The organism is Mycolicibacterium chitae, assembly GCF_900637205.1.
GTDB lineage: Bacteria > Actinomycetota > Actinomycetes > Mycobacteriales > Mycobacteriaceae > Mycobacterium > Mycobacterium chitae.
In genome coordinates this window covers 288,351-311,874 of the sequence record NZ_LR134355.1, presented here as the reverse complement: position 1 = coordinate 311,874, position 23,524 = coordinate 288,351, and the positions used below count along the sequence as shown (strand labels likewise).

General features: G+C 71.3%; 22 protein-coding genes and 1 tRNA gene. 16 read left to right on the top strand and 7 right to left on the bottom strand.

Annotated elements, in window-relative coordinates:
* Positions 1–4: 4 nt before the first annotated feature.
* Both cds1 and EL338_RS01530 read left to right on the top strand, forming a co-directional pair.
* Entirely contained in the window at positions 5–1,099 is a 1,095-nt protein-coding gene (gene cds1, locus EL338_RS01535; RefSeq protein WP_126332129.1) for an L-cysteine desulfhydrase Cds1, read from the top strand.
* Between the two features lie 239 nt (positions 1,100–1,338).
* Positions 1,339–1,412, top strand: a tRNA-Pro gene (locus EL338_RS01530).
* Between the two features lie 53 nt (positions 1,413–1,465).
* Here the strand turns inward: EL338_RS01530 and EL338_RS01525 are convergent.
* Entirely contained in the window at positions 1,466–2,677 is a 1,212-nt protein-coding gene (locus tag EL338_RS01525; RefSeq protein ID WP_126332128.1) for an MFS transporter, read from the bottom strand.
* A 59-nt stretch (positions 2,678–2,736) separates the two neighbouring features.
* Positions 2,737–2,997, bottom strand: a complete 261-nt coding sequence (locus tag EL338_RS01520) for a hypothetical protein (RefSeq protein ID WP_126332127.1) — start codon at positions 2,995–2,997, stop codon at positions 2,737–2,739.
* Between the two features lie 159 nt (positions 2,998–3,156).
* On the opposite strand from EL338_RS01520, the gene EL338_RS01515 reads away from it, so the two are divergent.
* From EL338_RS01515 to EL338_RS01500, 4 genes are read left to right on the top strand one after another with little or no spacing between them, the layout of a single operon-like run.
* Complete coding sequence (locus EL338_RS01515; protein WP_235666339.1) at positions 3,157–4,686, top strand: FAD-dependent monooxygenase; 1,530 nt, start codon at positions 3,157–3,159, stop codon at positions 4,684–4,686.
* A 20-nt stretch (positions 4,687–4,706) separates the two neighbouring features.
* On the top strand, positions 4,707–5,843 hold the full coding sequence (locus tag EL338_RS01510) for an ankyrin repeat domain-containing protein (RefSeq protein WP_126332125.1): 1,137 nt from the start codon (positions 4,707–4,709) through the stop codon (positions 5,841–5,843).
* A gap of 26 nt (positions 5,844–5,869) precedes the next feature.
* A complete protein-coding gene (locus tag EL338_RS01505) occupies positions 5,870–6,664 on the top strand; it encodes an acyl-CoA thioesterase (RefSeq protein WP_126332124.1) in 795 nt (264 codons plus the stop codon).
* 52 nt (positions 6,665–6,716) lie between these two features.
* Positions 6,717–6,917, top strand: coding sequence for a three-helix bundle dimerization domain-containing protein (locus tag EL338_RS01500; RefSeq protein ID WP_126332123.1), 201 nt, complete (start codon positions 6,717–6,719; stop codon positions 6,915–6,917).
* 12 nt (positions 6,918–6,929) lie between these two features.
* On the opposite strand, the gene EL338_RS01495 is transcribed toward EL338_RS01500, so the two are convergent.
* The gene (locus EL338_RS01495; protein WP_126332122.1) at positions 6,930–7,394 is read right to left on the bottom strand and encodes a GatB/YqeY domain-containing protein; all 465 of its coding nucleotides are present in this window, start codon (positions 7,392–7,394) and stop codon (positions 6,930–6,932) included.
* Between the two features lie 111 nt (positions 7,395–7,505).
* On the opposite strand from EL338_RS01495, the gene EL338_RS01490 reads away from it, so the two are divergent.
* The 5 genes from EL338_RS01490 to EL338_RS01470 are packed head-to-tail and all read left to right on the top strand — an operon-like array spanning position 7,506 to position 12,722.
* A complete protein-coding gene (locus EL338_RS01490; protein ID WP_126336615.1) occupies positions 7,506–8,612 on the top strand; it encodes a DUF7847 domain-containing protein in 1,107 nt (368 codons plus the stop codon).
* 9 nt (positions 8,613–8,621) lie between these two features.
* Positions 8,622–9,275 carry a DUF4129 domain-containing protein gene (locus EL338_RS01485; RefSeq protein ID WP_126332121.1) on the top strand — a complete coding sequence of 218 codons (654 nt, stop codon included), beginning with the start codon at positions 8,622–8,624 and terminating at the stop codon, positions 9,273–9,275.
* Positions 9,272–10,420, top strand: a complete 1,149-nt coding sequence (locus tag EL338_RS01480) for a DUF4350 domain-containing protein (protein ID WP_126332120.1) — start codon at positions 9,272–9,274, stop codon at positions 10,418–10,420. Before EL338_RS01485 ends, EL338_RS01480 begins: the two co-directional genes overlap by 4 nt.
* A complete protein-coding gene (locus tag EL338_RS01475) occupies positions 10,417–11,400 on the top strand; it encodes an AAA family ATPase (protein WP_126332119.1) in 984 nt (327 codons plus the stop codon). Before EL338_RS01480 ends, EL338_RS01475 begins: the two co-directional genes overlap by 4 nt.
* Positions 11,400–12,722 carry a DUF58 domain-containing protein gene (locus EL338_RS01470; protein WP_126332118.1) on the top strand — a complete coding sequence of 441 codons (1,323 nt, stop codon included), beginning with the start codon at positions 11,400–11,402 and terminating at the stop codon, positions 12,720–12,722. Before EL338_RS01475 ends, EL338_RS01470 begins: the two co-directional genes overlap by 1 nt.
* Before the next feature lie 7 nt (positions 12,723–12,729).
* On the opposite strand, the gene EL338_RS01465 is transcribed toward EL338_RS01470, so the two are convergent.
* Positions 12,730–13,722 carry a stage II sporulation protein M gene (locus EL338_RS01465; protein WP_126332117.1) on the bottom strand — a complete coding sequence of 331 codons (993 nt, stop codon included), beginning with the start codon at positions 13,720–13,722 and terminating at the stop codon, positions 12,730–12,732.
* A 27-nt stretch (positions 13,723–13,749) separates the two neighbouring features.
* On the opposite strand from EL338_RS01465, the gene EL338_RS01460 reads away from it, so the two are divergent.
* The 3 genes from EL338_RS01460 (at position 13,750) to lfrA (ending at position 17,102) form a co-directional block, all read left to right on the top strand.
* Positions 13,750–14,697 carry an RDD family protein gene (locus EL338_RS01460; protein ID WP_126332116.1) on the top strand — a complete coding sequence of 316 codons (948 nt, stop codon included), beginning with the start codon at positions 13,750–13,752 and terminating at the stop codon, positions 14,695–14,697.
* Between the two features lie 283 nt (positions 14,698–14,980).
* Positions 14,981–15,541: a TetR/AcrR family transcriptional regulator gene (locus tag EL338_RS01455; RefSeq protein WP_258538437.1), complete on the top strand. Its 561-nt coding sequence runs from the start codon at positions 14,981–14,983 to the stop codon at positions 15,539–15,541.
* A 34-nt stretch (positions 15,542–15,575) separates the two neighbouring features.
* On the top strand, positions 15,576–17,102 hold the full coding sequence (gene lfrA, locus EL338_RS01450; protein WP_126332114.1) for an efflux MFS transporter LfrA: 1,527 nt from the start codon (positions 15,576–15,578) through the stop codon (positions 17,100–17,102).
* A 45-nt stretch (positions 17,103–17,147) separates the two neighbouring features.
* On the opposite strand, the gene glpK is transcribed toward lfrA, so the two are convergent.
* Positions 17,148–18,668: a glycerol kinase GlpK gene (gene glpK / locus EL338_RS01445; protein ID WP_235666338.1), complete on the bottom strand. Its 1,521-nt coding sequence runs from the start codon at positions 18,666–18,668 to the stop codon at positions 17,148–17,150.
* Positions 18,669–18,779: 111 nt separating this feature from the next.
* On the opposite strand from glpK, the gene EL338_RS01440 reads away from it, so the two are divergent.
* Both EL338_RS01440 and EL338_RS01435 read left to right on the top strand, forming a co-directional pair.
* Positions 18,780–20,264: a glutamate-cysteine ligase family protein gene (locus EL338_RS01440; protein ID WP_126332112.1), complete on the top strand. Its 1,485-nt coding sequence runs from the start codon at positions 18,780–18,782 to the stop codon at positions 20,262–20,264.
* 25 nt (positions 20,265–20,289) lie between these two features.
* Positions 20,290–20,946, top strand: a complete 657-nt coding sequence (locus EL338_RS01435) for a class I SAM-dependent methyltransferase (RefSeq protein ID WP_126336614.1) — start codon at positions 20,290–20,292, stop codon at positions 20,944–20,946.
* Here EL338_RS01435 and EL338_RS01430 read toward each other — a convergent pair.
* Together EL338_RS01430 and egtE are read right to left on the bottom strand one after the other, a co-directional pair.
* Positions 20,943–22,328, bottom strand: coding sequence for a WS/DGAT/MGAT family O-acyltransferase (locus tag EL338_RS01430; protein ID WP_126332111.1), 1,386 nt, complete (start codon positions 22,326–22,328; stop codon positions 20,943–20,945). The two genes, EL338_RS01435 and EL338_RS01430, sit on opposite strands and share 4 nt — an antisense overlap.
* Positions 22,329–22,408: 80 nt before the next feature.
* The gene (egtE, locus tag EL338_RS01425) at positions 22,409–23,509 is read right to left on the bottom strand and encodes an ergothioneine biosynthesis PLP-dependent enzyme EgtE (protein WP_126336613.1); all 1,101 of its coding nucleotides are present in this window, start codon (positions 23,507–23,509) and stop codon (positions 22,409–22,411) included.
* Positions 23,510–23,524: the final 15 nt, after the last annotated feature.

The following is a 23,524-nucleotide window of genomic DNA, read 5'->3' as shown; positions in this document are numbered from 1 at the left end:
CGCGGTGGGTCCGGTCTGCGACCGCAGCCCCGAGCGGGCCTGGGTCGACCATGCGATCAGCCTGATCGACGCCGAGGCACGCCGCAGCGCCGACACCCACCTGCTGCGCTACCCGCTGCCGTCGGCCTGGGGCGACGCCCACGGCGTGGCGCTGTACCTGAAGGACGAGAGCACCCACATCACCGGCAGCCTCAAGCACCGGTTGGCGCGTTCGCTGTTCCTCTACGGGCTGTGCAACGGCTGGATCGGACCGGAGACCACACTCATCGAGGCCTCGTCGGGGTCGACGGCGGTCTCCGAGGCGTATTTCGCTGCACTGATCGGTCTTCCGTTCATCGCCGTGGTGCCCGAGTCGACGAGTGCGTCGAAGATCGCACTGATCGAGGCCCAGGGCGGGCGGTGTCATTTCGTGGAGAATTCCGCGGAGGTGTACGCCGAGGCCGAGCGACTGGCCGACGAGACCGGCGGGCACTACCTCGATCAGTTCACCAACGCCGAGCGCGCCACCGACTGGCGCGGCAACAACAACATCGCCGAGTCGATCTACTCGCAGATGGGTGCCGAGCCGCATCCGGTGCCGGCGTGGATCGTCGTCGGCGCGGGCACCGGCGGGACCAGCGCCACCATCGGCCGCTACATCCGCTACCGGCGCCACCACACCCGGCTGTGCGTCGTCGACCCGGAGAACTCGGCGTTCTTCCCGTCCTACGAGCAGCGCCGCGACGTGGTGACCGGCGAATCGTCGCGCATCGAGGGCATCGGGCGCCCGCGCGTGGAGCCGTCGTTCCTACCCGAGGTGGTCGACCGGATGGTCCTGGTGCCCGACGCCGCGTCGGTGGCGGCGGCCCGCCACGTCAGCGCGGTGCTGGGCCGACGGGTGGGGCCGTCCACGGGCACCAACATCTGGGGCGCGTTCGGGCTGCTGGCCGAGATGGTCGCCGAGGGGCAGCGCGGGTCGGTGGTGACGCTGCTGGCCGACAGCGGGGATCGCTACGCGGACACCTACTTCTGCGACGAGTGGGTCACCAGCATGGGGCTCGACCTGTCCGGGCCGGCGGCGCAGCTGGCCGACTTCGAACGGTCCTGCGCCCACTGGTGATTCTCGGCGGCGTCCGATTCGTCGTTGGTGAGGAACAGCCACAGCACGGCCACTCCGAAAAACCCGCCGAACACGGCGGCTCCCAGTGCGGTCATAGTCGGCCTCCCTCGTGTGTTGCCCAGCCTGGCAGCGGTACAGGCGGTACAACCGCACCGACACGCGGATTTCATCCCGCGGGCGAGCGGGGACCTCGTTTGGCTTCCCGGGCCGGTGGTGCGATACGCTGTCGTGGCTTCACCCGGGGTGTGGCGCAGCTTGGTAGCGTGCTTCGTTCGGGACGAAGAGGTCGTGGGTTCGAATCCCGCCACCCCGACTCGTGTGACTGCAGACAGAAGGCCCTGATCCGGTTTCCGGAGCGGGGCCTTCTTACTTGCTCACCCGGGCCCGCGACGCCGGGTTATAGGCCAGCAGCGCGCCCACCGCCGCGATCGCGCCCAGGGCCACGAACATCGCCGCGTAGCCGCCGAGCAGGCTCGCCAGGGCGGCGCCGACGAACGGGCCCACCGCCGTGGCGATCATGATGGGCGCGTTCAGGTAGGCGCTCAGGTGGCCGTAATGGGTTGGGCCCCAACGCTCGGTCACCGCGGTGGCCTGCAGCAGCGTCATGATGCCGCGCACCACCCCCGCTCCGATCGCCGCGGTCACCAGCGCCGCATACGAGGTGAACACGCCGAGCAGTGCGGTGGTGACCGCCACCCCGGCCATGACGCCCACCGTGCGGGGCACGACGCCGACCCGGCGTACCAGGGATTGGTAGCCGAGGCGGCCCAGCACCTGCCCGGCCCCGCCGAGTCCCAGCGCGAGGGCCGCCGCACCGGTGCCGATGCCGCGTTGGGTCATCAGCGGCACCAGGTTGGCGATCACGGCGTAGGAGGCCAGGCCGGACAGCGCGAAGGCCGCGATCAACGTCAGGAACGACGGGCTGCGCGCGATGCGGGTCGGCGACTCGGTCCTGTGGTCGATGACCAGCGCGGGCCAGGGGCGCCGCAGCCCGAAGAAGTGCACCGGGACGGTGATCGCCGCCAGCACGACCGCCAACACGAGGTAGGTGTGTCGCCAGCTCAGCTGCGCGGCCAGCGCGGCGGTCAACGGCGCGAACACGGTGCTGGCGAAGCCGGCCACCAGGGTGAGCACCGTGAGCGCGCGCACCGCCTCGGTGCCGAAGAACCGGGTCAGCGCCGCGAACGCGGGTGCATAGAAGACCGCGCTCATCGCCACCCCGGAGAAGATCCACGCCGCGGCGAACAGCCCGAAATTGGGCGCGGCGGCCACGGCGACCACGGAGAGCACGCCGAGCACCGATCCGCCGGTCATGATCCACCGCGGGCCGATGCGGTCCAACCAGCGCCCGACCGGGATGCCCACCAGCGCCGAGGTCACCAACCCCGCGGAGAACGCCGCGGTCACCGCGGGCGCCGACCACCCCGTATCGGCGCTGATCTGCGGGGACAGCACGGTGAAGGCGTAGTACAGCACGCCCCAGCTGGTGATCTCGGTGACGCACAGCGCCAACAGCACCCAGCGCAGCCCGCGGGCTGCGCTGGGTTGGGTGCGCTGCTCAGTCTTGGTGGTCGCCATTGATCAACGGATCGATCCTCACCGATCCGTTGCGAATGCGCTCGCCGAGCAGTGCGGCGTCAGTCCGCGTCGCGGGCATCCCGCGTGCTGAGGAACACCGCCATGTCGTGGCACGCCTGCAGCGCCTTCTGCGACCAGTCCTCTTCGGGTTCGGGGGTCAGGCGCAGTTCCTGGGCGCGCTCGCTGATCACCGGATCGAGGCTGTGTTCGGCGATCAGGGCCAGAAGCTGGTCGATCCGCTTGTCGACAATTGACGTCGAGTCGAGCGCGCCGATGCGCCACCCCTCGCTGACATCCACCCGATTGCCCCCCTGAGCCATCTCATGTGTGTTCTCGACATTGTTACCAACCAGTACGGTGGCCGCGAGGCAATTCTGACACGATTGTGACGCTTATTACTCAAAAGTCAGGTTATGGCGGCAACGCGTGTTGTCAGCGATATCTCCCGCGGACGCGTCGCCCGGGATGAAGATGGTTTGGTGACTCCGATCCGCCTCGACGATCTGCCCGCGATCGACACCGATGTCCTGGTGGTCGGGGCCGGTCCGACCGGCCTGATGGCCGGGCTGGTCCTGCACCGCCGGGGCGTCGCCGCGGTGGTGGTGGACCGCAAGGCCGGCCCCACCCGGGAGTCGCGCGCGCTGGTGGTCCACGCCCGCTCGATGGAGATCTACGACCAGCTCGGCCTGGCCGAGACCGTGCTGGAGCGCGCCTATCTCGCCACCCGGCTGCAGGTCGGCGCGTCGCCGCGGGGCCCCGGACCCAACGTCACGCTGTTGCAGACGGGCGGCACCCGTTTCCCCGGCGTGCAGGTGTTCGAGCAGAGCCGCAACGAGGAACTGCTCAGCGACACCCTGCGCGACGGCGGCGCCGACGTCCGCTGGAAACATCGCCTGGTCGATCTGTCCGACCGCACCGCCGAACCCGACGGCCGGGTCGAGGCGCTGCTCGAGAACGACGACAGCGCCCTGCTACGGGTGCGGGCGCGCTGGTGCATCGGGGCCGACGGCGCCTCCTCGACGGTGCGCCGGCAGCTCAACCTGCCCTTCGAGGGCAACACCGACGACGCGACGTTCTGGGTCGCCGACGTCCACGACGTGCGCGGGGTGCCCGATTCCGCGCTGAACCTGCGGGTCGGCAGGTCGACCTTCGCGGTGATCTTCCCGCTGGGCCCGGGCGGGCACACCCGGCTGATCGCACTGGCCCCGCGGGACGAGATCTCCCAGGACGAGGCCCTGGCGGCCGCCGACGCCGACTTCGGCCTGACGCACGGCGCGGTCGACTGGTTCTCCACCTACCGGGTGCATCACCGGGTGGCCGCCAAGTTCCGGGTGGGGTCGGTGTTCCTGGCCGGCGACGCCGCGCACGTGCACTCCCCCGTCGGCGGGCAGGGCATGAACACCGGCCTGCAGGATGCGCACAACCTGGCCACGCTGCTGGCCGACGTGGCCCAGGGCCGCCGCGACCCCGCGGCGCTGGATCGCTACGAACTCGAGCGCCGGCCGGTGGCGCTGACGCTGGTGAACGTCACCGACCGGGCCTTCGGGGTGATCGGGCGGCGCAGCGTGGTGCCGGCGCTGATCCGCCGCGTCGTGGCCTTTCTGGGGGCGACGGCGATCCCGCTGCTGGTCAAGACCCGACTGGGCGCGCGGGTGGGCGGATACCTGGGGCAGTACCGGATCCGCTATCACTTCGGCGAGGCCCGGCCGTCGGATCCCGCGGTGGGGCTGCGCCTTCCGCCGGTCGGGGACAACCAGCAGGCCCTGCGCACCATGACGTGGCAGCTGCACGGCTACGGCGCCGGGGCGCTGCGGCGGCCGGACCTACCGGACTGGATCGAGGGCCCATGCGACTTCGGTCGCGACCCGCGGGGCCGGCTACGCTCCGATTGCGTGTACCTGGTGCGCCCCGACCAGTTCGTGGCCGCATCGATCCCGCTGCGGGGCAACAACATTGACGAGGAAGCGCTGCGCGCCGCGATCCGTGCGCACCGGTTGCCGGTCGGTTAGGAACGGGCGACAATCGACGCGTGGCCCGTAAACGGAAGACCCTGCCGAAGAACTTCGAGGACCTGCTCACCGCCGGCGATCTGGACGCGTTGAAGGCCGTCTACGACACCTGCCTGGTCGAGGCGCGCGGCGGTGACCCCAAGACCACGGCGCTGGGCTTCGACAACTGCCCCGAAGAACTGGCCCGTTGGCTGGTCGCCCAGGGACTCGACGTCGACACCCCGGACGCGTGGGGGCGAACCCCACTGTCGCAGAGGGTGTCTCGCGGCCAGGACATCGCGCTGCTGCTCGAGCTCGGTGCCGACGTCAATGCGCCCGAGGACTTCTACGGCAGCGCGCTGCACGCCGCCACCAACCGGCCCGACCTCACCCGCACGCTCATCGCGCACGGCGCCGACGTCAACGTCACCGACCGCAGCGGTGACACCCCGCTGCACGACGCCGTCATCGTCAACGCCGACACGGTCGCCGTCCTGGTCGAGCACCGCGCCGACACCGCCGCCCGCAACGAGATGGACCAGACCCCGCTGGCGGCCGGGCTGGTGGCCTGCCGCAACTCCGATATCGCCGAGTTCGCCCGCTCGGCCCGCATCCTGCTCGAGGCCGGCTCGCCCGTTCCCGACGACGCGGCCGAGGCGGTGACCGAGATCGGCCGGCAGTTCGAGTTCCACCGCGACGACTTCAATCCCGACCACGTCGACGAGACCGACCGCGGCCTCGCCGAGCTCTACGCGCTGTTCGGGGTGCAGCCCGTGGCCGCGCGCCGGGTCCACGACGGCGTCGCCCCGATCACGGTCGACGACGCGCCCTGGCCGGTGCAGTTCGACCAACTGTGGGAGTACCTGGTACCCGGCAGCGGCGCGGCGACGACGGTCCAGGGCGAGGTGATCCGGCTGGCCGGGCGCATCGGCCACGAACTGCTCGAGAGCGGCGCCGCCAACTGGGACCGGGACTTCGGCCGGCTGCGTGATGCGCTGATCGACCACCTCGGCTCGGGCTCGCCCGTCACCACGGCCGGCGAACTCGCCACGCTGCGGGGCGGACTCGGCCGCGACTGGGACGACGACGCCGTCGGCCGGGTCAGCGAGCTCGCCGTGGCGTGGGTGCTGGCCAACCCCGAGCCGGAACCGCTGGCGGCGCCCAAGTACCGCCGCTGAACGCGGCCCCGATAGGGTCGGCCGTCATGACGGGTGTCAAGCGCAGCTGGATCGCGCAGCTGCTGCAGTTCGACCGCGACGGGGATACGTTCGTGCCGCCCCAGACCCACGCCGGTCCGGGCCAGCGGCTGTTCGGCGGACTCATCGCGGCCCAGGCGCTCGGCGCCGCGGGCGCCACCGTCGACCCGGGCAAGCATCCGCAGTCGCTGCACCTGTACTTCGTGCGCGGCGGCGCCTACGGCGTCGACGTCGAGTTCCGGGTGGAGCGCACCCGCGACGGCCGCTCCTTCGACACCCGCCGGGTCACCGCCGTCCAGAACGGCGCGGTCATCCTCGAGATGATCGCCTCGTTCCATCTGCCCGAGCCCGGCGCCGACCGCCATCCCCCGCCGATGGTGACCGTCGGGCTCGACGACGCCGTCGGCAAGGACGCCGACATCGAGTTCGCCGACCGCTTCGAGCTGCGGACCATGCCCGACGACACCTCGGAGTTCGCGATCCCGCCGTTTTGGATCCGCACCCGGGAGGAGATCGAGGACGATCCGCTGGTGCGCAGTTGCGCGTTGGCGTTCATGTCCGACTTCGGGCCGGTGCCGGTGGCGCGCCCGCCGGACCTGCCGCTGGACCCGACCGTGGGGTTCGCGGCCAGCCTGGACCACTCGGTGTGGTTCCACCGCCCGTTCGACCCGCGGCAGTGGCACCGCTACGACGTGGAGTCGCTGAACAACAGCGACTCCCGGGGCCTGGTGCGCGGGTCTCTTTACAACACCGACCGCACTCTGATCGCGACCACCTCGCAGGAAGCGCTGTGGCGTTGCTGACACTTTGCAGAAACATTTGCCCGCAACCACGAGTTCACCGATAATTTGACTTATGGCCAAAAGAACCGAAGAGGAGTTGCTGTCCGACGTCGAGCGGCGGCTGATCGACGAGTTCACTCAGCTCCCGCCGACTGCCGTGGTCGCGGCCGTCGACCAGGCCCGGGACCGGTTCTCCGGCAGCAAGATCCGCGACTTCGTCCCGCTGCTCGTCGAGCGTCGCGCCTACGCCGACCTCTCCCACGCCGCGATCTGACCGCTCAGGCGTTCACAACCGGTCTTTGACAAAGGCCGAGATGCGCGCCCCGTCGGCCTTGCCGGCTGCGATCGCGGTCGCCGCCTTCATCACCTGCCCCATCTGCCGCATGCCGGGCGCTTCCCCGTTGGCTTCGGCCACCTGGGCGATCGCGGTGTTGACCACGTACGCCAGTTCGTCGTCGTTGAGCTGGGTCGGCAGATATTCGTCGATGACGCTGGCCTCGGCCCGCTCGTTGGCCGCCATCTCGCCGCGGCCGTTGCTGACGTAGATCTGCGCCGCCTCGCCGCGCTTGCGCGACTCGCGGCTCAGCACCTTGATGACCTCGTCGTCGGAGAGCTCCCGCGCCTGCTTGCCCGACACTTCCTCGCTCTGGATCGCGGCCAACACCAGCCGCAGGGTGGCGGTACGCAGCTTGTCCTGCGCCTTCATCGCCGCGGTCAGGTCGGCACGCAACCGGTTCTTCAGCTCAGCCATGGCTATGACGCTACGCCCTGGGCGCATTTGCTGTGACCGGCTCGAGCCCGGCATGCCAGACTGGTCGGGCACGGAGTTGAACGATGTAGACAGGGGAATCGCCCGGTGAGCATGCCGCCGATGGGTCCGGGGTGGCCGCCCCAGCAGCCACAACAACCCCAGCAGCCGCAGGGCTACCCATCGTTCGGCCCCCCGCCCAGTTATCGCCCCACTCCCGGTTATGGCCCCCCGCCCGGCTACCCGCCGCCGCCGATGGAACTGCGGCCCGGCGTCATCCCGTTGCGCCCGCTGACCCTCAGCGACATCTACAACGGCGCGGTCGGTTTCATCCGTACCAACCCGAAGGCCTCGCTGGGGCTGACGGCCATCGTCGTGATCGCCACCCAGGCCATCGCGCTGCTGCTGCAGATCGGCCCCATGCGGGCGCTGGCCAACACCGACCCGGACAGCACCGACTTCGGGACCGCGTTCGTCGGCAGCGTCTGGACCGAACTGCCGGGCATGCTGATCAGCGCGCTGGCCGCGATCGTGCTCACCGGCATGCTGACCGTCGTCGTCGGCCGCGCGGTCTTCGGTAACACCATCACCATCGGCGAGACCTGGCACCGCATCCGGGACCGGCTGTGGCCGCTGATCGCGGTGACACTGCTCATCACGCTGGCCTCCGTCGCGGTGGTCCTGGTGGTCGTGGTGATCATCGTCGCGGCGACCGCGGCCGGCGGTGGCCTGGCGGGAGTGGCCGTCGGAATCCCGCTGGGGCTGTTCGCTGCCGCGGCCATGCTCTGGATCTCGGTGGTCACCTCGTTCGCCCCCGCCATCGTGGTGCTGGAACGCCAACCGGTCCTGGCCTCCATCACGCGGTCCTTCGCGCTGATCCGCCGCGACTTCTGGCGCGTCTTCGGCATCTGGCTGCTCACCCGGGTGGTGACCTACCTGGTGGCGACGGCGGTGGCGGTCCCGTTCATGTTCGCCGCGGCGCTGGCCGGCGGCCTGATGGGCGCCTCGACACCGGCGATCATGGTCGCCGCGGTGTTGGCCAGCGTCGGCGCGGTGGTCGGTCAGATCATCACCACCCCGTTCGCCGCGGGTGTGGTCGTGCTGCTCTACACCGACCGCCGGATCCGCGCGGAGGCGTTCGATCTGGTGCTGCGCACCGGCGCGACGGCCGATCCCGCCGACCCGCGGTCCACCGATCATCTCTGGCTGACCTGGCGCTGAGGTTCATCCGTGGCAGAAGTAGACATCGACCGCGACACCGCCCATGAGCTCGCGCAGCAGGAGCTCAACAAGCCCATCTATCCCAAACCGTCGCTGTCCGAACGGCTCAGCGACTGGCTCAACGAGGTGATCTACCGCATCGTCGACTCCGGATCGTCGGTCCCCGGCGGGTGGTTCACCCTGACGGTGCTGCTGATCCTCGTCGCCGCCGCCGTCGTCGTGGCCGTGCGGGTGGCCCGAAACACCATGCACACCAACCGAAACGGCGATATGGCGCTGTTCGGCACCGCCGAGCGCAGCGCCGATCAGCACCGCGCGAGCGCCGAGCAGTACGCCGCCGCCGGCGACTTCGCGGCCGCCATCCGGCATCGGCTGCGCGCCATCGCGCGGCACCTCGAGGAGACCGGGGTCCTCGACGCCGTCCCGGGCCGCACCTCCCTGGAGTTGGCCCGCGCCGCCGGCGCCGCCATGCCCGACCTTTCCGCCGAATTCGTCGACGCCGCAACGGTGTTCAACGACGTCACCTTCGGTGAACGCCCGGGCACGCCGGAGTCCTATCGGCAACTGGCGCAGCTCGACGACCATCTGCGCTCGCGGCCGCCGACCCCGCGCGGCCCGGTCGCCGACCCTGCCGCGCAGGCGGGTTGGGCCCAGATCCGATGACCGCCGTGACCGCCGGCCCCGCCCAGCGCGGCCGAACCTGGCGCTGGATCGCCGTGGCGATCGTGGCCGTCGTCCTGCTGGCCGCCGTCACCGCCTGGTTGACGACGCCGCGCGACGGCGGGCGGATGGACCCCACGGCCACCGGTCCCGACGGCGCGCAGGCACTGGTGACGCTGCTGCGCGAGCAGGGCGTTCAGGTTCAGGTCGCCGACACCGCCGCCGAGGCCGCCGCCCTGGCGGGCCCGGACTCGCTGCTGCTGGTCGCCCAAACCTTCTACCTGTGGGACGACGAGTTGCTCGCCACCCTCGCCGATGCCCCCGGGGACCTGCTGCTGATCGCGCCGACCTCGCGGACCCGCGAGGCACTCGCGCCGGGCATCGCGGAGGGCACCGAGTCGACGCTCGGTGGCGAGCCGGATTGCGCTCTGCGCGAGGCGGATCGGGCCGGTTCGGCGCGCCTGGGTCCCACCGTCACCTACGAGGCCGCCGACGACGACATCGACCTCACCCGGTGCTACGAGGGCGCGCTGGTCCGCTACACCGACGGCGATCGCACCATCACCGTGATCGGCACCGCCGACTTCATGACCAACTCCACGCTGCTGCGCGACGGCAACGCCGCGCTGGCGATGAACCTGGCCGGCGCCGCGCCGCGGCTGATCTGGTACGCCCCGCAGCAGCCCGAGGGAGAGAGCAGCGGTGCGGCCAGCATCACCGACCTGATTCCCGACCGGGTGAACTGGATCGTCTGGCAGCTGTGCCTGGTGGTGGCCCTCGTCGCGCTGTGTAAGGGCCGCCGGCTGGGCCCGCTGGTCGCCGAGAAGCTGCCCGTGGTGGTGCGGGCCTCGGAGACCGTGGAGGGCCGCGGCCGGCTGTACCGCTCCCGACGGGCCCGCTCCCAGGCCGCCGAGGCGCTGCGCACCGCGGCGCTGCAGCGGCTCACCCCGCGCCTGGGCCTCGGTCCCGGCACCGATCCGCCAACCCTGGTGGCCGCGATCGCGCAGAACACCGCGCAGCGCGCGCCGGGCCTGGATCCGGGGCTGGTGCAGTACGCGCTGTTCGGTCCGCCGCCGGCCACCGACGACGATCTGGTACATCTGGCACACGCCCTCGACGACATCGAAAGGCAGGTCGCACACTCGTGACACAGCCCTCCCAGGCGCCGGCCTCCTCCGCCGCCGCGGACGCCGCCCGCACCGCGCTGCTGGACCTGCGCGCCGAGATCGCCAAGGCCGTGGTCGGACAGGACGCGGTGGTCAGCGGGCTGGTCGTCGCGCTGCTGTGCCGCGGCCACGTGCTGCTCGAAGGCGTCCCCGGGGTCGCCAAGACGCTGCTGGTGCGGGCGCTGTCGGCCGCGCTGCAACTGGAGTTCAAGCGCGTCCAGTTCACCCCGGACCTGATGCCCGGCGACGTCACCGGCTCGATGATCTACGACGCCCGCACCGCGGCGTTCACGTTCCGGCCCGGCCCGGTGTTCACCAACCTGCTGCTGGCCGACGAGATCAACCGGACCCCGCCCAAGACGCAGGCCGCCCTGCTCGAGGCGATGGAGGAACGTCAGGTCAGCGTCGACGGCGAGGCCCGCGCGCTGCCGGACCCGTTCATCGTCGCCGCCACCCAGAACCCCATCGAGTACGAGGGCACCTATCAGCTGCCCGAGGCCCAGCTGGACCGCTTCCTGTTGAAGCTGAACGTGCCGCTGCCGCCGCGCGATCAGGAGATCGCCATCCTGAATCGGCACGCCCGGGGCTTCGACCCGCGCGACCTGTCGTCGCTGGAGCCGGTGGCCGGACCCGCGGATCTGGCCGCCGGACGCGCCGCTGTGCGCGAGGTGTTCGTCGCCGACGAGATCCTCGGCTACATCGTCGATATCGTCGGCACCACCCGGCATTCGCCGGCCCTGCAGCTCGGTGTCTCACCGCGCGGCGCGACCGCACTGCTCAGCACCGCCCGCTCCTGGGCCTGGCTCTCGGGACGCAACTACGTCACCCCCGACGACGTCAAGGCCATGGCCCGACCCACCCTGCGGCACCGGATCGCGCTGCGACCCGAGTCCGAACTGGAGGGCGCGACGCCCGACGGCGTCCTCGACGGAATCCTGGCCGCCGTCCCGGTTCCGCGCTAGTGGTCCTGACCGGCCGCACCGGCCTGCTGGCGCTGCTGGGGGTGCTGCCCATCGCGCTGTCACCCTGGCCGGCAACGGCTTTCGTGGTGCTGCTGGTGGTGTTGCTGGCCGCGGTCGCCGTCGACGTGTTGCTGGCGGCCAGCCCGCGGGCGTTGTCGCTGTCGCGCTCCGGGGACGCCTCGGCCCGGTTGGGCGAGCCGGTGCAGGTCGAACTGCGGGTCCACAACACCGGCACCCGCCGGTTCCGGGGCTGGGTCCGCGATGCGTGGCCGCCGAGCGCGCGCGCCGAACCCGCGCGGTGCGCCCTGGACCTCGGGCCCGACGGCACCGAAGTGGTGCGGACCCGGCTGCGCCCGGTGCGGCGCGGGGATCAGGCCTCGGCGGCGGTGACCGCGCGCTCGCTGGGCCCGCTGGGCCTGGCCGGGCGGCAACGCTCCCATCGGGCGCCGTGGACGGTGCGGATCCTGCCGCCGTTCCTGTCCCGCAAGCACTTACCGTCGCGGCTGGCCAAGCTGCGCGAACTCGACGGCATGGTGCCGGTGCTGATCCGCGGGCAGGGCACCGAATTCGACTCGCTGCGCGAATACGTCGTCGGCGACGATGTCCGCTCCATCGACTGGCGGGCCACCGCCCGGCGCAACGACGTCGTGGTGCGCACCTGGCGGCCCGAGCGGGACCGCCGCGTGGTGATCGTCGTCGACACCGGCCGCACCTCGGCCGGTCGGGTCGGGGTGGATCCGACCGCCGCCGACCCGGGCGGCTGGCCGCGGCTGGACTGGTCCCTGGACGCGGCGCTACTGCTGGCGGCGCTGGCCACCCGCGCCGGCGACCACGTCGATTTCCTGGCCCACGACCGGGTCAGCCGCGCGGCCGTCGTCGGGGCCTCGCGCACCGAACTGCTGGCGCAACTGGTGCAGGCCATGGCGCCGCTGGAACCCGCCCTGGTCGAATCCGACTTCACCGCAACGGTTTCGGCAGTACAGCGCCGGGTGCGACGACGGGCGCTGGTGGTGTTGCTGACCGATCTGAACGCCTCGGCCCTGGACGAGGGGCTGCTGCCGGTGCTGCCGCAGCTGTCGGCCAAACATCAGGTGATCGTGGCCGCGGTCAGCGATCCGCGGGTCGACGAGCTGGCCGCCGGGCGCTCCGATGCCGCGCAGGTCTACGACGCGGCGGCCGCGGAGAAGTCCCGCAACGACCGCGGTGCGCTGGCGGCCCGGCTGCGGCACAGCGGGGTCGAAGTGGTCGACGCCGCGCCCGAGGATCTGGCGCCGGCGCTGGCGGACCGTTATCTGGCGATGAAGGCGAGCGGCCGGCTCTGAGCGCCGGTCAGCGGGTGGGAACGAAGTCGGGCGCATCCGCGACGTCGCCGGACTCCCCCGCCGCCACCGCCCGTCGGCCGAAGTACACCACGTAGGCCAGGAACGCGACCTCGGCGAGCACCCCGATGGCGATGCGCACCCACGTCGGGAACGGCGACGGCGTCACCAGCGCCTCGATCAGCCCGGACAGCAGCAGCACCGCGACCAGGCCGATGGCCACCGCCACGACGGCGCGGCCCTGTTCGGCGAGCACCTGGGCGCGCGGGCGGTCGCCGGCCACGATCACCGACCAGCCCAGCCGCATGCCGGCGGCCGCGGCCAGGAACACCGCCGTCAGCTCGAGCAGGCCGTGCGGGGTCAGCAGGCCGAGGAACAGGCCGCCCTTGCCGGCGTCGAACATCAGCCCGCCGGCCACGCCGACGTTGGCGGCGTTCTGGAACAGGATGTACGGGATCGGCAGGCCGAGCAGCACCGCGAAGGCGATGCACTGCGCGGCGACCCACGAGTTGTTGATCCACACCCGCAGCGCGAACGACCCCGCCGGGTTCTCGCTGTAATAGGACTCGAAGTCGTGGTTGACCAATTGCTCGATGTCGCTGGGGGTTCCGATGGTGGCCTGCACCTCGGGGTTGCTGGCCACCCAAATCCCGATGGCGACCGCGACGATCGTGAACCCGATCGCCGAGCCCAGCCACCAGCGCCAGCAGCGGTAGGCCACCACCGGGAACGACACCGTCCAGAACTTGCGGAACTCGCTCCACAGCGGGGCGTGCGCGCCGGTCACCGCCGAGCGGGCGCGTGCCACCAGCGTCGAGAGCCGCCCGATCAGCGCCGAATCCGAGGACGACGACCGCACCATCGACAGGTGCGTCGAGACCCGCTGGTACAGGTCGACCAACTCGTCGACCTCGGCGCCGGAGAGCTTGTTGCGACGCTTGATCAGGTCCTCGAGCCGATCCCAGGTGGGGCGGTGAGCCACCACGAATGCGTCGACGTCCACCCGGCGAAGTCTAGTAGCGTCGCTGCCATGACCGGCACGCCTACAGATGCGGTGGTGACCGGCGACGCGGTGGTCCTCGACGTGCAGATCGCCCAGTTGCCGGTGCGCGCGATCAGTTCGCTGATCGACATCACCGTGATGATCCTGGGCTACCTGCTGGGCGTCGGGCTGTGGGCGGTCACGCTGCTGCAGTTCGACCCGGCGCTGTCGGCGGCGGTGCTGATCATCTTCACGGTGCTGGTGCTGGTGGGTTATCCGCTGATCTTCGAGACCGCCACGCGCGGCCGCACGCTGGGCAAGATGGCCATGGGCCTGCGCGTGGTGTCCGACGACGGCGGCCCGGAGCGCTTCCGGCAGGCGCTGTTTCGCGCGCTCGCCGGCGTCGTCGAGATCTGGATGCTCACCGGCGGCCCCGCGGTGATCTGCAGCCTGTTGTCCCGCAAGGGAAAACGCATCGGGGACATCTTCGCCGGCACCGTGGTGATCAGCGAGCGCGGCCCGAAGCTGGCGCCGCCACCGGCCATGCCGCCGCCGCTGGCCTGGTGGGCGAGCTCGCTGCAGCTGTCCGGGTTGGGCCCCGAGCAGGCCGAGCTGGCCCGTCAGTTCCTGTCCCGCGCAAACCAACTCGACCCGGCGCTGCGCGATCAGATGGCCGCCCGCATCGCCGGGGAGGTCGCCGCCCGGATCTCGCCGCCGCCCCCGCCGGGCACGCCGCCGCAGCACATGCTGGCCGCGGTGCTGGCCGAGCGGCACCGGCGCGAGCTGGCCCGGCTGACCGCGCGTGCGCAGCAGCCCGGCGCTGGGTATCCCGCGCCTTCCCCCACGCCGGCCGCATATCCCGCGCCGGCGTCATATCCCCCGCCCGCTTATCCCCCGCCCGCTTATCCCGCGCCCGCGTCGCCCCATGTCCCGCCGACGCCGCCCCCGCCTCACAGTCCGCCGCCTCCGCCCGGCGGCTTTGTCCCGCCCGCCTGACCGACCTTTCGAAATTGCGTCCAGGGTTGTGGTCGCCGCCGCACAACAGCCCTAGGAGCAGTCTCGGCGTGCCCCCGACGCTCGGCGCCACGCCCCGACGCTCGGCGGCGTCGTCCCGCCCGCGCCTGACCGCCGCCGAGACTGCTACCAGGGTCGCGACCACGGCCTCGCCACAGCCCCAGCAGCAATTTCGCCGCGACCGAGACGCTCGGCGCAGCACGCCGGGCGGTGATCTGGGACACCCATGTCCCATTTTGGCCCAACTCTGGTACATTTCTACGTCGTGACGAGTGTCGAAACGGGCGTGCGCGGGCGGACGAGGAAGGCCATCCTCGACGCCGCGATGACCGTGCTGTCCGCGACCCCCGCGGCCTCGCTGTCCGACATCGCCGACGCGGCCGAGGTGGGCCGCAGCACCCTGCACCGTTACTTTCCCGAGCGCGCCGACCTGATCCGCGAGCTCGCCCTGCACGTCCACGCGATCAGCAACGCCGCGATCGCCGAGGCCGACCCACTGAGCGGACCGCCGGTGGCCGCACTGCGCCGGGTGGTCGAATCCCAGCTGGAGCTGGGGCCCATCGTCGCCTACATCTACGTCGACCCCGCGGTCTTGGGCGACCCGGAACTGCTGGCGCACCTCGAGACCGGCGACGAGGCCGTCATCGAGGCGCTCGAGCGCGCCTGCGCCGAACGCGCGAACACCCCGCCCGGCTGGGTGCGACGCGCGTTCTGGGCGCTGCTGCAGGCCGGCTTCGAATCGGCGCAGCAGGATGGCACCCCGCGCCATCAGATCGTCGACGCCATCATGACCACCCTCACCGAGGGCGCCATCAACCCCGGCTGAGCCCCCGCGGCCCAGCTTGTCCAGGAGTCATCTCATGTCCACCCGACTCGATGCCGCCGATTCCGCGGCATCACCGGAATCCACCCCGCGCACCGCCTGGTTCGCGCTGGCCGTGTTGATCCTGCCGGTGCTGTTGGTGGCGATCGACAACACCGTGCTGGCCTTCGCGCTGCCCGCGATCGCCGAGGACTTCCGCCCGCCGGCGACCACGCAACTCTGGATCGTCGACGTGTACTCCCTGGTGCTGGCCGCGCTGCTGGTGCCGATGGGCAGCCTCGGCGACCGCATCGGTCGGCGCCGGCTGCTGCTGATCGGCGCCACCGGTTTCGCGGTGGCCTCGGCGGTGGCCGCGTTCTCACCCACCGCGGAGGCCCTGGTCGGGGCACGGGCGCTGCTCGGCGTGTTCGGCGCCATGCTGCTGCCGCAGACGCTGTCGCTGATCCGCAACATCTTCACCGAGTCCGCCGCGCGCCGGTTGGCCATCGCCATCTGGGCGTCCTGCTTCGCCGCCGGCTCGGCGCTCGGTCCGATCGTCGGCGGCGCGCTGCTCGAGCACTTCCACTGGGGCGCGGTGTTCCTGGTCGCGATCCCGATCCTGTTGCCGCTGTTGATCTTCGCGCCGCGGGTGGTGCCCGAATCCCGCGATCCGAACCCCGGACCGCTGGACCTGATCAGCGTGACGCTGGCGTTCGTCGCGATGCTGCCGTTCGTCTGGGCCATCAAGATCGCCGCGCACGACGGGCTGTCGGCGGCCGCGCTCGCCGGGTTCACCCTCGGCATCGCCGCCGGTGTGCTGTTCGTACGACGACAGAACCGCAGCCAGACCCCGATGCTCGACATGAAGCTGTTCGCCTACGGCCCGTTCAGCTCGTCGATCCTGGCCAACTTCCTGTCCATCGTCGGCCTGATCGGCTTCCTGTTCTTCATCTCCCAGCACCTGCAGTTGGTCCTGGGCCTCTCGCCGCTGACGGCCGGGCTGATCACGCTGCCCGGCGCGGTGATGTCGATGGCCGGCGGCCTGGCGGTGGTGCGGCTGGCGCGCTGGTTCGCCCCGCAGACACTGATCATCGCCGGGCTGGTGCTGGTCTCGGTCGGCTTCCTGCTGATCCTGCTGTTCCGCCACGACCTGAACGTGGTCGCGATCATCGCGTCGTTCGTGGTGCTCGAGCTGGGCGTCGGGGTGTCGCAGACGGTGTCCAACGACACCATCGTCAGCTCGGTGCCACCTGCGAAAGCCGGTGCCGCCTCGGCGGTTTCGGAGACCGCCTACGAGCTGGGCGCCGTCGTCGGCACCGCGACGCTGGGCACCATCTTCACGGCGTTCTACCGCACCAACGTCGACGTGCCCGCCAAGCTCTCCGCCGAGCACGCCAACGCCGCCGGCGAGAGCATCGGCGGCGCCGTCAGCGTGGCCGAGGAGTTACCCCCGGCACTCGGCGAGCAACTGCTCGAGTCGGCCCGGTTGGCGTTCGACGCGGGGATCGCGCCCACCGCGGCGATCGCGGCGGGCCTGACCGCGACGGCCGCCGTCGCGGTGGCGTACGCCTTCCGCCGCACGTGATTTCGGTGCGCTGGGTTGCGGGGAGCGCAACCCAGCGCACCGAAATCACTCGACGTCGACCCAGTCCAGGGTGCGTTGCACGGCTTTCTGCCAGCCGGCGTACCCGGTGGCGCGCTGCTCGTCGGTCCAGCGCGGCGACCAGCGCTTGTCCTCGTGCCAGTTGGCCCGCAGTTCCTCGGGATCCGACCAGAAGCCCACGCCGAGGCCGGCCGCATACGCCGCACCCAGCGCGGTCGTCTCGGCCACAACGGGTTTGACCACCTCCACGCCCAGCACGTCGGCCTGGATCTGCATGCACAGATCGTTGGCGGTGATACCGCCGTCGACCTTGAGCACCTCGAGATGCACGCCCGAGTCGGCCGCCATCGCGTCGACCACATCGCGGCTCTGGTAGCAGATCGCCTCCAGCGCGGCGCGGGCCAGATGCGCGTTGGTGTTGAACCGCGACAGCCCGACGATCGCGCCGCGCGCATCGGAGCGCCAGTACGGCGCGAACAGCCCGGAGAACGCCGGGACGAAGTACACCCCGCCGTTGTCCTCGACCTGCCGCGCCAGCGCCTCGCTCTGCGCCGCACCGGAGATGATGCCGAGCTGGTCGCGCAGCCACTGGATGGCCGAGCCGGTGACCGCGATCGAACCCTCCAGCGCGTAAACGGGTTTCGCGTCCGCGAAGCGGTAGCACACGGTGGTCAGCAACCCGTTGTCCGAGCGCACGATCTTCTCGCCGGTGTTGAGCAGCAGGAAGTTACCGGTGCCGTAGGTGTTCTTGGCCTCGCCTGCCGACAGGCACACCTGCCCGACCATCGCGGCCTGCTGATCGCCGAGGATGCCGGTCACCGGGATCTCGCCGGCCAGCGGACCCGCGCCCTGGGTGACGCCGTACGGCTCCGGTGACGACGACGAGGCAATGCCCGGCAGCATCTGGCGCGGGATGCCGAAGAACGACAACAACTCGTCGTCCCAGTCCAGCGTCTCGAGGTCCATCAGCATGGTGCGGCTGGCGTTGGTGACATCGGTCAGGTGCACGCCGCCGCGCGGGCCGCCGGTGAGGTTCCACAGCACCCAGGTGTCGGGCGTGCCGAAGATCGCATCACCGCGCTCGGCGGCGTCCCGCACACCGTCGACGTTCTCCAGGATCCACTGCACCTTGCCCGCGGAAAAGTACGTCGCCGGCGGCAACCCGGCCTTGCGGCGGATCACGTCGCCGCGGCCGTCGCGGTCCAGCGCCGCGGCGATCCGGTCGGTGCGGGTGTCCTGCCAGACGATGGCGTTGTACAGCGGCCGGCCCGTGCGCCGGTCCCACACCAGCGCGGTCTCGCGCTGATTGGTGATGCCGAGGGCGGCCAGGTCGGCGGCGGCCAGCTTGGTGTTGTTCAGCGCGGTCGCCAGCACCGAGGCCGTGCGCTCCCAGATCTCCACCGGGTTGTGTTCGACCCAGCCGGCCCGGGGCAGCAGCTGCTCGTGTTCGAGCTGATGGCGGCCCACCTCCCGGCCCGAATGGTCGAAGATCATCGCCCGCGTGCTGGTGGTGCCCTGGTCGATCGCCGCAACAAAGTCAGCCAACATCTCTCCTACCGCAGTCGGTGCCCGGGTCCATGATGGTCTACCGCGGCCACCGAATCGGGTGCAACCACGACATCGGCCCCCAACCGCGGCGGCAGCCCATAACATCGAGGCGTGGGCGAACAGGTCAAGGGCGCGAACTACACCCGGGCGCACCGCCAGGAGTACCGGCGCAAGGTGCAGCTGTGCCTGGACGTCTTCGAAACCATGCTGGCGCAATCGAGTTTCGAGTTCGACCGGCCGCTGACCGGCATGGAGATCGAGTGCAACCTGGTCGACGACGGCTATCAGCCCGCCATGACCAACACCGATGTGCTGGCCTCCATCGCCGACCCGGCCTATCAGACCGAATTGGGCGCCTACAACATCGAATTCAACGTTCCGCCGCGGCCGCTGCCCGGTCAGTCCGCCCTGGAACTCGAGAACGAGGTGCGCACCAGCCTCAACGCCGCGGAGGAGAAGGCGACCCGCGGCGGCACCCACATCGTGATGATCGGCATCCTGCCCACGCTCATGCCCGAGCACCTCGACCACAACTGGATGAGCGATTCGGCGCGCTACCGGGTGCTCAACGACTCGATCTTCACCGCGCGCGGCGAGGACATCCTGATCGACATCGACGGCCCCGAGCGGCTGTCGATGTACGCCGAGACCATCGCCCCGGAGTCGGCGTGCACGAGCATGCAACTGCACCTGCAGGTTTCGCCGTCGGGGTTCGCCGACAACTGGAACGCCGCGCAGGTGTTGGCGGGCCCGCAGCTGGCCGTCGGCGCGAACTCCCCGTACTTCTTCGGTCATCAGCTGTGGGCCGAGACCCGCATCGAGCTGTTCGCGCAGTCCACCGACACCCGCCCCGACGAGCTCAAGGCCCAGGGGGTGCGCCCGCGGGTGTGGTTCGGCGAGCGCTGGATCACCTCGATCTTCGACCTGTTCGAGGAAAACGTGCGCTACTTCCCGTCGCTGCTGCCGGAGATCTCCGACGAGGATCCGGTGGCCGAACTGGCCGCCGGACGCACGCCGACGCTGCCGGAGCTGCGCCTGCACAACGGCACGGTGTACCGGTGGAACCGGCCGGTGTACGACGTTGTCAACGGCCGCCCGCACCTGCGGGTGGAGAACCGGGTGCTGCCCGCCGGGCCGACGGTGATCGACATGATGGCCAACTCCGCCTTCTACTACGGCGTGCTGCGCACCCTGTCGGAAGAGGACCGGCCGATCTGGACGAAAATGAGTTTCGCTGCGGCAGAGGAGAATTTCCACACCGCGGCGCGCCACGGCATGGACGCGCGGCTGTACTGGCCGGGGCTGGGCTCGGTGACCGCCGACGAGTTGGTGCTGCGCGCGCTGCTGCCGATGGCCCACGAGGGGCTGCGCCGCCGCGGGGTGGCCGCCGAGGTGCGCGACCGCTACCTGGGGGTCATCGAGGGCCGCGCCAAGACGGGTCGCACCGGCGCCGGCTGGCAGGTGGCCACCGTCGGGGCGCTGCAGGAGCGTGGCCTGACCCGCCCGCAGGCGCTGGCCGAGATGCTGCGGCTGTACTGCGAGCGCATGCACAGCAACGAACCCGTGCACACCTGGGACGGTCCGGCGCGCGCGTAGCGTGGATGCCATGACCGTTGAAGGTATGGACTGGGACAGCGTCTACCGCGAAGAGGGCGATATTCCGGGGCCGCCGCCGTGGAACATCGGGGAACCGCAACCCGAACTCGCGGCGCTGATCGAGCAGGGCAAGATCACCGGCACGGTGCTCGACGCCGGCTGCGGCTACGCCGAGTTGTCACTGGCACTGGCCGAGCGCGGGATGACCGTGGTCGGTATCGAGTTGACGCCGACGGCGGTGGCCGCGGCCCGCAAGGCCGCCGAGGAGCGCGGGCTGAGCACCGCGACGTTCGTCCAGGACGACATCACCACGTTCACCGGGTTCGACGAGAAGTTCGACACCATCGTCGACAGCACGCTGTTCCACTCACTGCCCCTCGAGGGCCGCGACGGCTACCTGCGCTCGGCGCTGCGCGCCGCCGCACCCGGGGCGCGGTTCTACATCCTGGTGTTCGCCAAGGGCGCGTTCCCGGCGGAGCTGGAGACCAAGCCCAACGAGGTCGACGAGGCCGAACTGCGCGAAGCCGTCGGCAAGCACTGGACGATCGACGAGATCCGCCCCGCCGCCATCCACGCCAATATGCCTGAGATGCCGGGGATTCCGGTGCCGCCGTTCCCCCGCGACGAGCAGGGCCGGATCAAGATGCCGGCGTTCCTGCTCAGCGCGCACAAGCCCGCCTAGTTGCTGACCACCAACGACAGATGGCGGGTGGCCCGCGGCCGTTTGCTGCTGGCCACCAGCCGGGCCACCGCGTCCTCCACGCCACGGGCGAACTCGTCGAGTTCGGGCACGGCGTCGAAGTCGGCGAGGATGCCGAAGTGCAGGTGCTCGGCGTAGCTGAGCATGGCGACGCCGGTGCGCAGCTGCATGGCGATCGGCGGCACGGGCAGCACCCGAATCACCTTGCGGCCCATGATCCGCAGTGGTTCGCGGGGCCCGGGCACGTTGGTGGCCACCGAGACGATGCCGCGCTGCGGCAGCCGGGTCAGCAGCCGCACCGTCCACGCCGTCAGCGGGAACGGGATGCGGTCGGTCACCGCGGTGATGGCGCCGCCGGCCTGCCGCTGCCCGGTGCGCTTGGTGCGGGCCAGCCGCGCGTGCACCTTGCGCAGCCGCTCGACCGGGTTGGCCTCGTCGACGGGCAGGTACGGCAGCATCAGCGACACCCGGTTGTCGGGTTGATCGAGGGCATCGGCCGTCCGCAGCGACACCGGCACCAGGGTGCGCAGCGAATCGGGTAGCGGCTGCTCGCCCCGGCGCAGCAGCAGCGCGCGGTAACTCTCGGTCAGCGCCGCCAGCGCGACGTCGTTGATGGTGACGTCGAAGGACTGGCACACCTGCCGCACGTCGTCGAGGGCCACCCGGGCCGCGTGGTAGCGGCGCAGCCCCGACAGCGGCCCGTTCAGCGACGACGGGCTCGGGCGCAGCAGGCCGGTGGCGATCTCACCCGCGCCGCGCACCGCGCGCACGGCGGCCCCGGACACGCCCCACAGCCCGCTGAGCCAGGCCAGCGGATTCAGGTCGGCGGGGCTGCGCAGCCCGGTCGGGCGGGGTTGGGCGGCCGCACGGATCTGGTCGGCGAAGCTGTCGCGGATGCCGTCGTCGGACAGTCCGGCGAGCATGTGGACGGTGGCGATCCCGTCGGCGATGCAGTGGTGGACCTTCATCAACATGGCCCACCGGCCCTCGCGCAGCCCCTCGATGACCCAGATCTCCCACAGCGGGCCGCTGCGGTTGAGCCGCCAGGACATCACCTCGGCGACCAGGTCGTAGAGTTCGCGGTCGCGGCCGGGACTCGGCACGGCGACCCGCCGCACGTGGTTGGCCAGGTCGAAGTGCGGATCGTCCTCCCATTCGGGTGCCCCCAGGTCAAACGGCCGACGACGCAGCCGCTGCATGAACCGCGGGCAGGCCCGGATGCGGCGGCCCAGCGTCTCGAGTTGCGCGGCGGGGTCGGGCATCGGCCCCTCGAGGATGGCCAGGCCGCCGATCGCGAGGCTGACGTGCGGGTCGGAGTCCTCCGCCTCGAGGAAACCCGCATCCAGGGTCGTCAACTTGTCCATCGCCGACCACCTCCGAGTTATGTGTGACGTCCGGTACCAGTATCCGACGGTGGCCGAGCGGGTGGCAGGGCCGGAAGTCCCTAACTTCGCGGCGTTGGTGTATTCAGCGCGGGCGCGTTCAGTGCGGCGGCCACCCGGTCGAGGTCCTCGTCGGTGACGTCGACGTGCGGGGACAGTCGCAGCACCGGCCCGGTCAGTTCGAACGGGGCGCGGGCCACCTCGGCGACGGTGGTGACGATCCCGTGCTCGGCGATCAGCGCGGCGCGCACGGCCACCGGGTCGACGCCGGCCGGCGGGATCAGTGTGGTGATGGCCGTGGGCTCGGCGACGGGTTCCACCACCCGCCACCCGGCGACCCCGTCGAGCGCGGTGCGGGTCGCGGCCCCCACCGCGGCCAACCGTCGGCGCAGCGCCGTCGGGCCCGCGGCCAGGATCTCCCCGAGCGCCACCGAAAAGCCCAGCCGGGCAGCCAGATTGGTCTCGCCGTGCTCGAAGGACTGCAGCGCGGTGCCACCGACCGCCCAGTCCGGCGGCGGCACCCGCCGCACCAGATGCCGCGCCAGTTCGGGGGCCACCGCCAGGAAGCCGACGCCGCGCGGGCCGGCCGACCACTTGCGCGACGACGAGTACACCGCGGCGGCCCCGACCGCGCAGTCGAGTTGGACCATCGCTTGGGCGGCATCGAGGACCAGCGGGATCTCGAGGGCGGCGCAGACCCGGGCGGCCTCGGCGATGGGTTGCGCGAGGCCGCGGTGGCTGGCCACACCGTCGACGTGCACCAGCCCGGGCGGGTCGGCGCGCAGGTCGGCCGCGAGGTCGGCCACCCGCAACCGGCCGTCGGCGTCGACCGGCAGCGCGCGCACCGCGAAGCCGTGGGCGGCCATCAGGGCCAGGTTCGGCGCGAACTCACCGGGCAAGCACGCCACCGTCCGCGGGCCCGGCCAGGCGCCGAGCAGCAGATCCAGCGCGTGGCCCGACCCGGTGGTGAACACCACGTCGGCCGGGGTCATGCCGGTGAGCGCGGCGATGGCCGCCCGCCCGGCGTCCAGGGCCGGGACGGCGGCCTCGGCGGCCACGTATCCGCCGACCTCGGCCTCGTGGCGGGCGTGCTGGGCGGCGGCCTCGATCGCGGCGTGCGATTGCCGGGAGCAGGCGGCCGAGTCCAGGTGCACCCCGGCCATCGGTGCTCGGGCCGC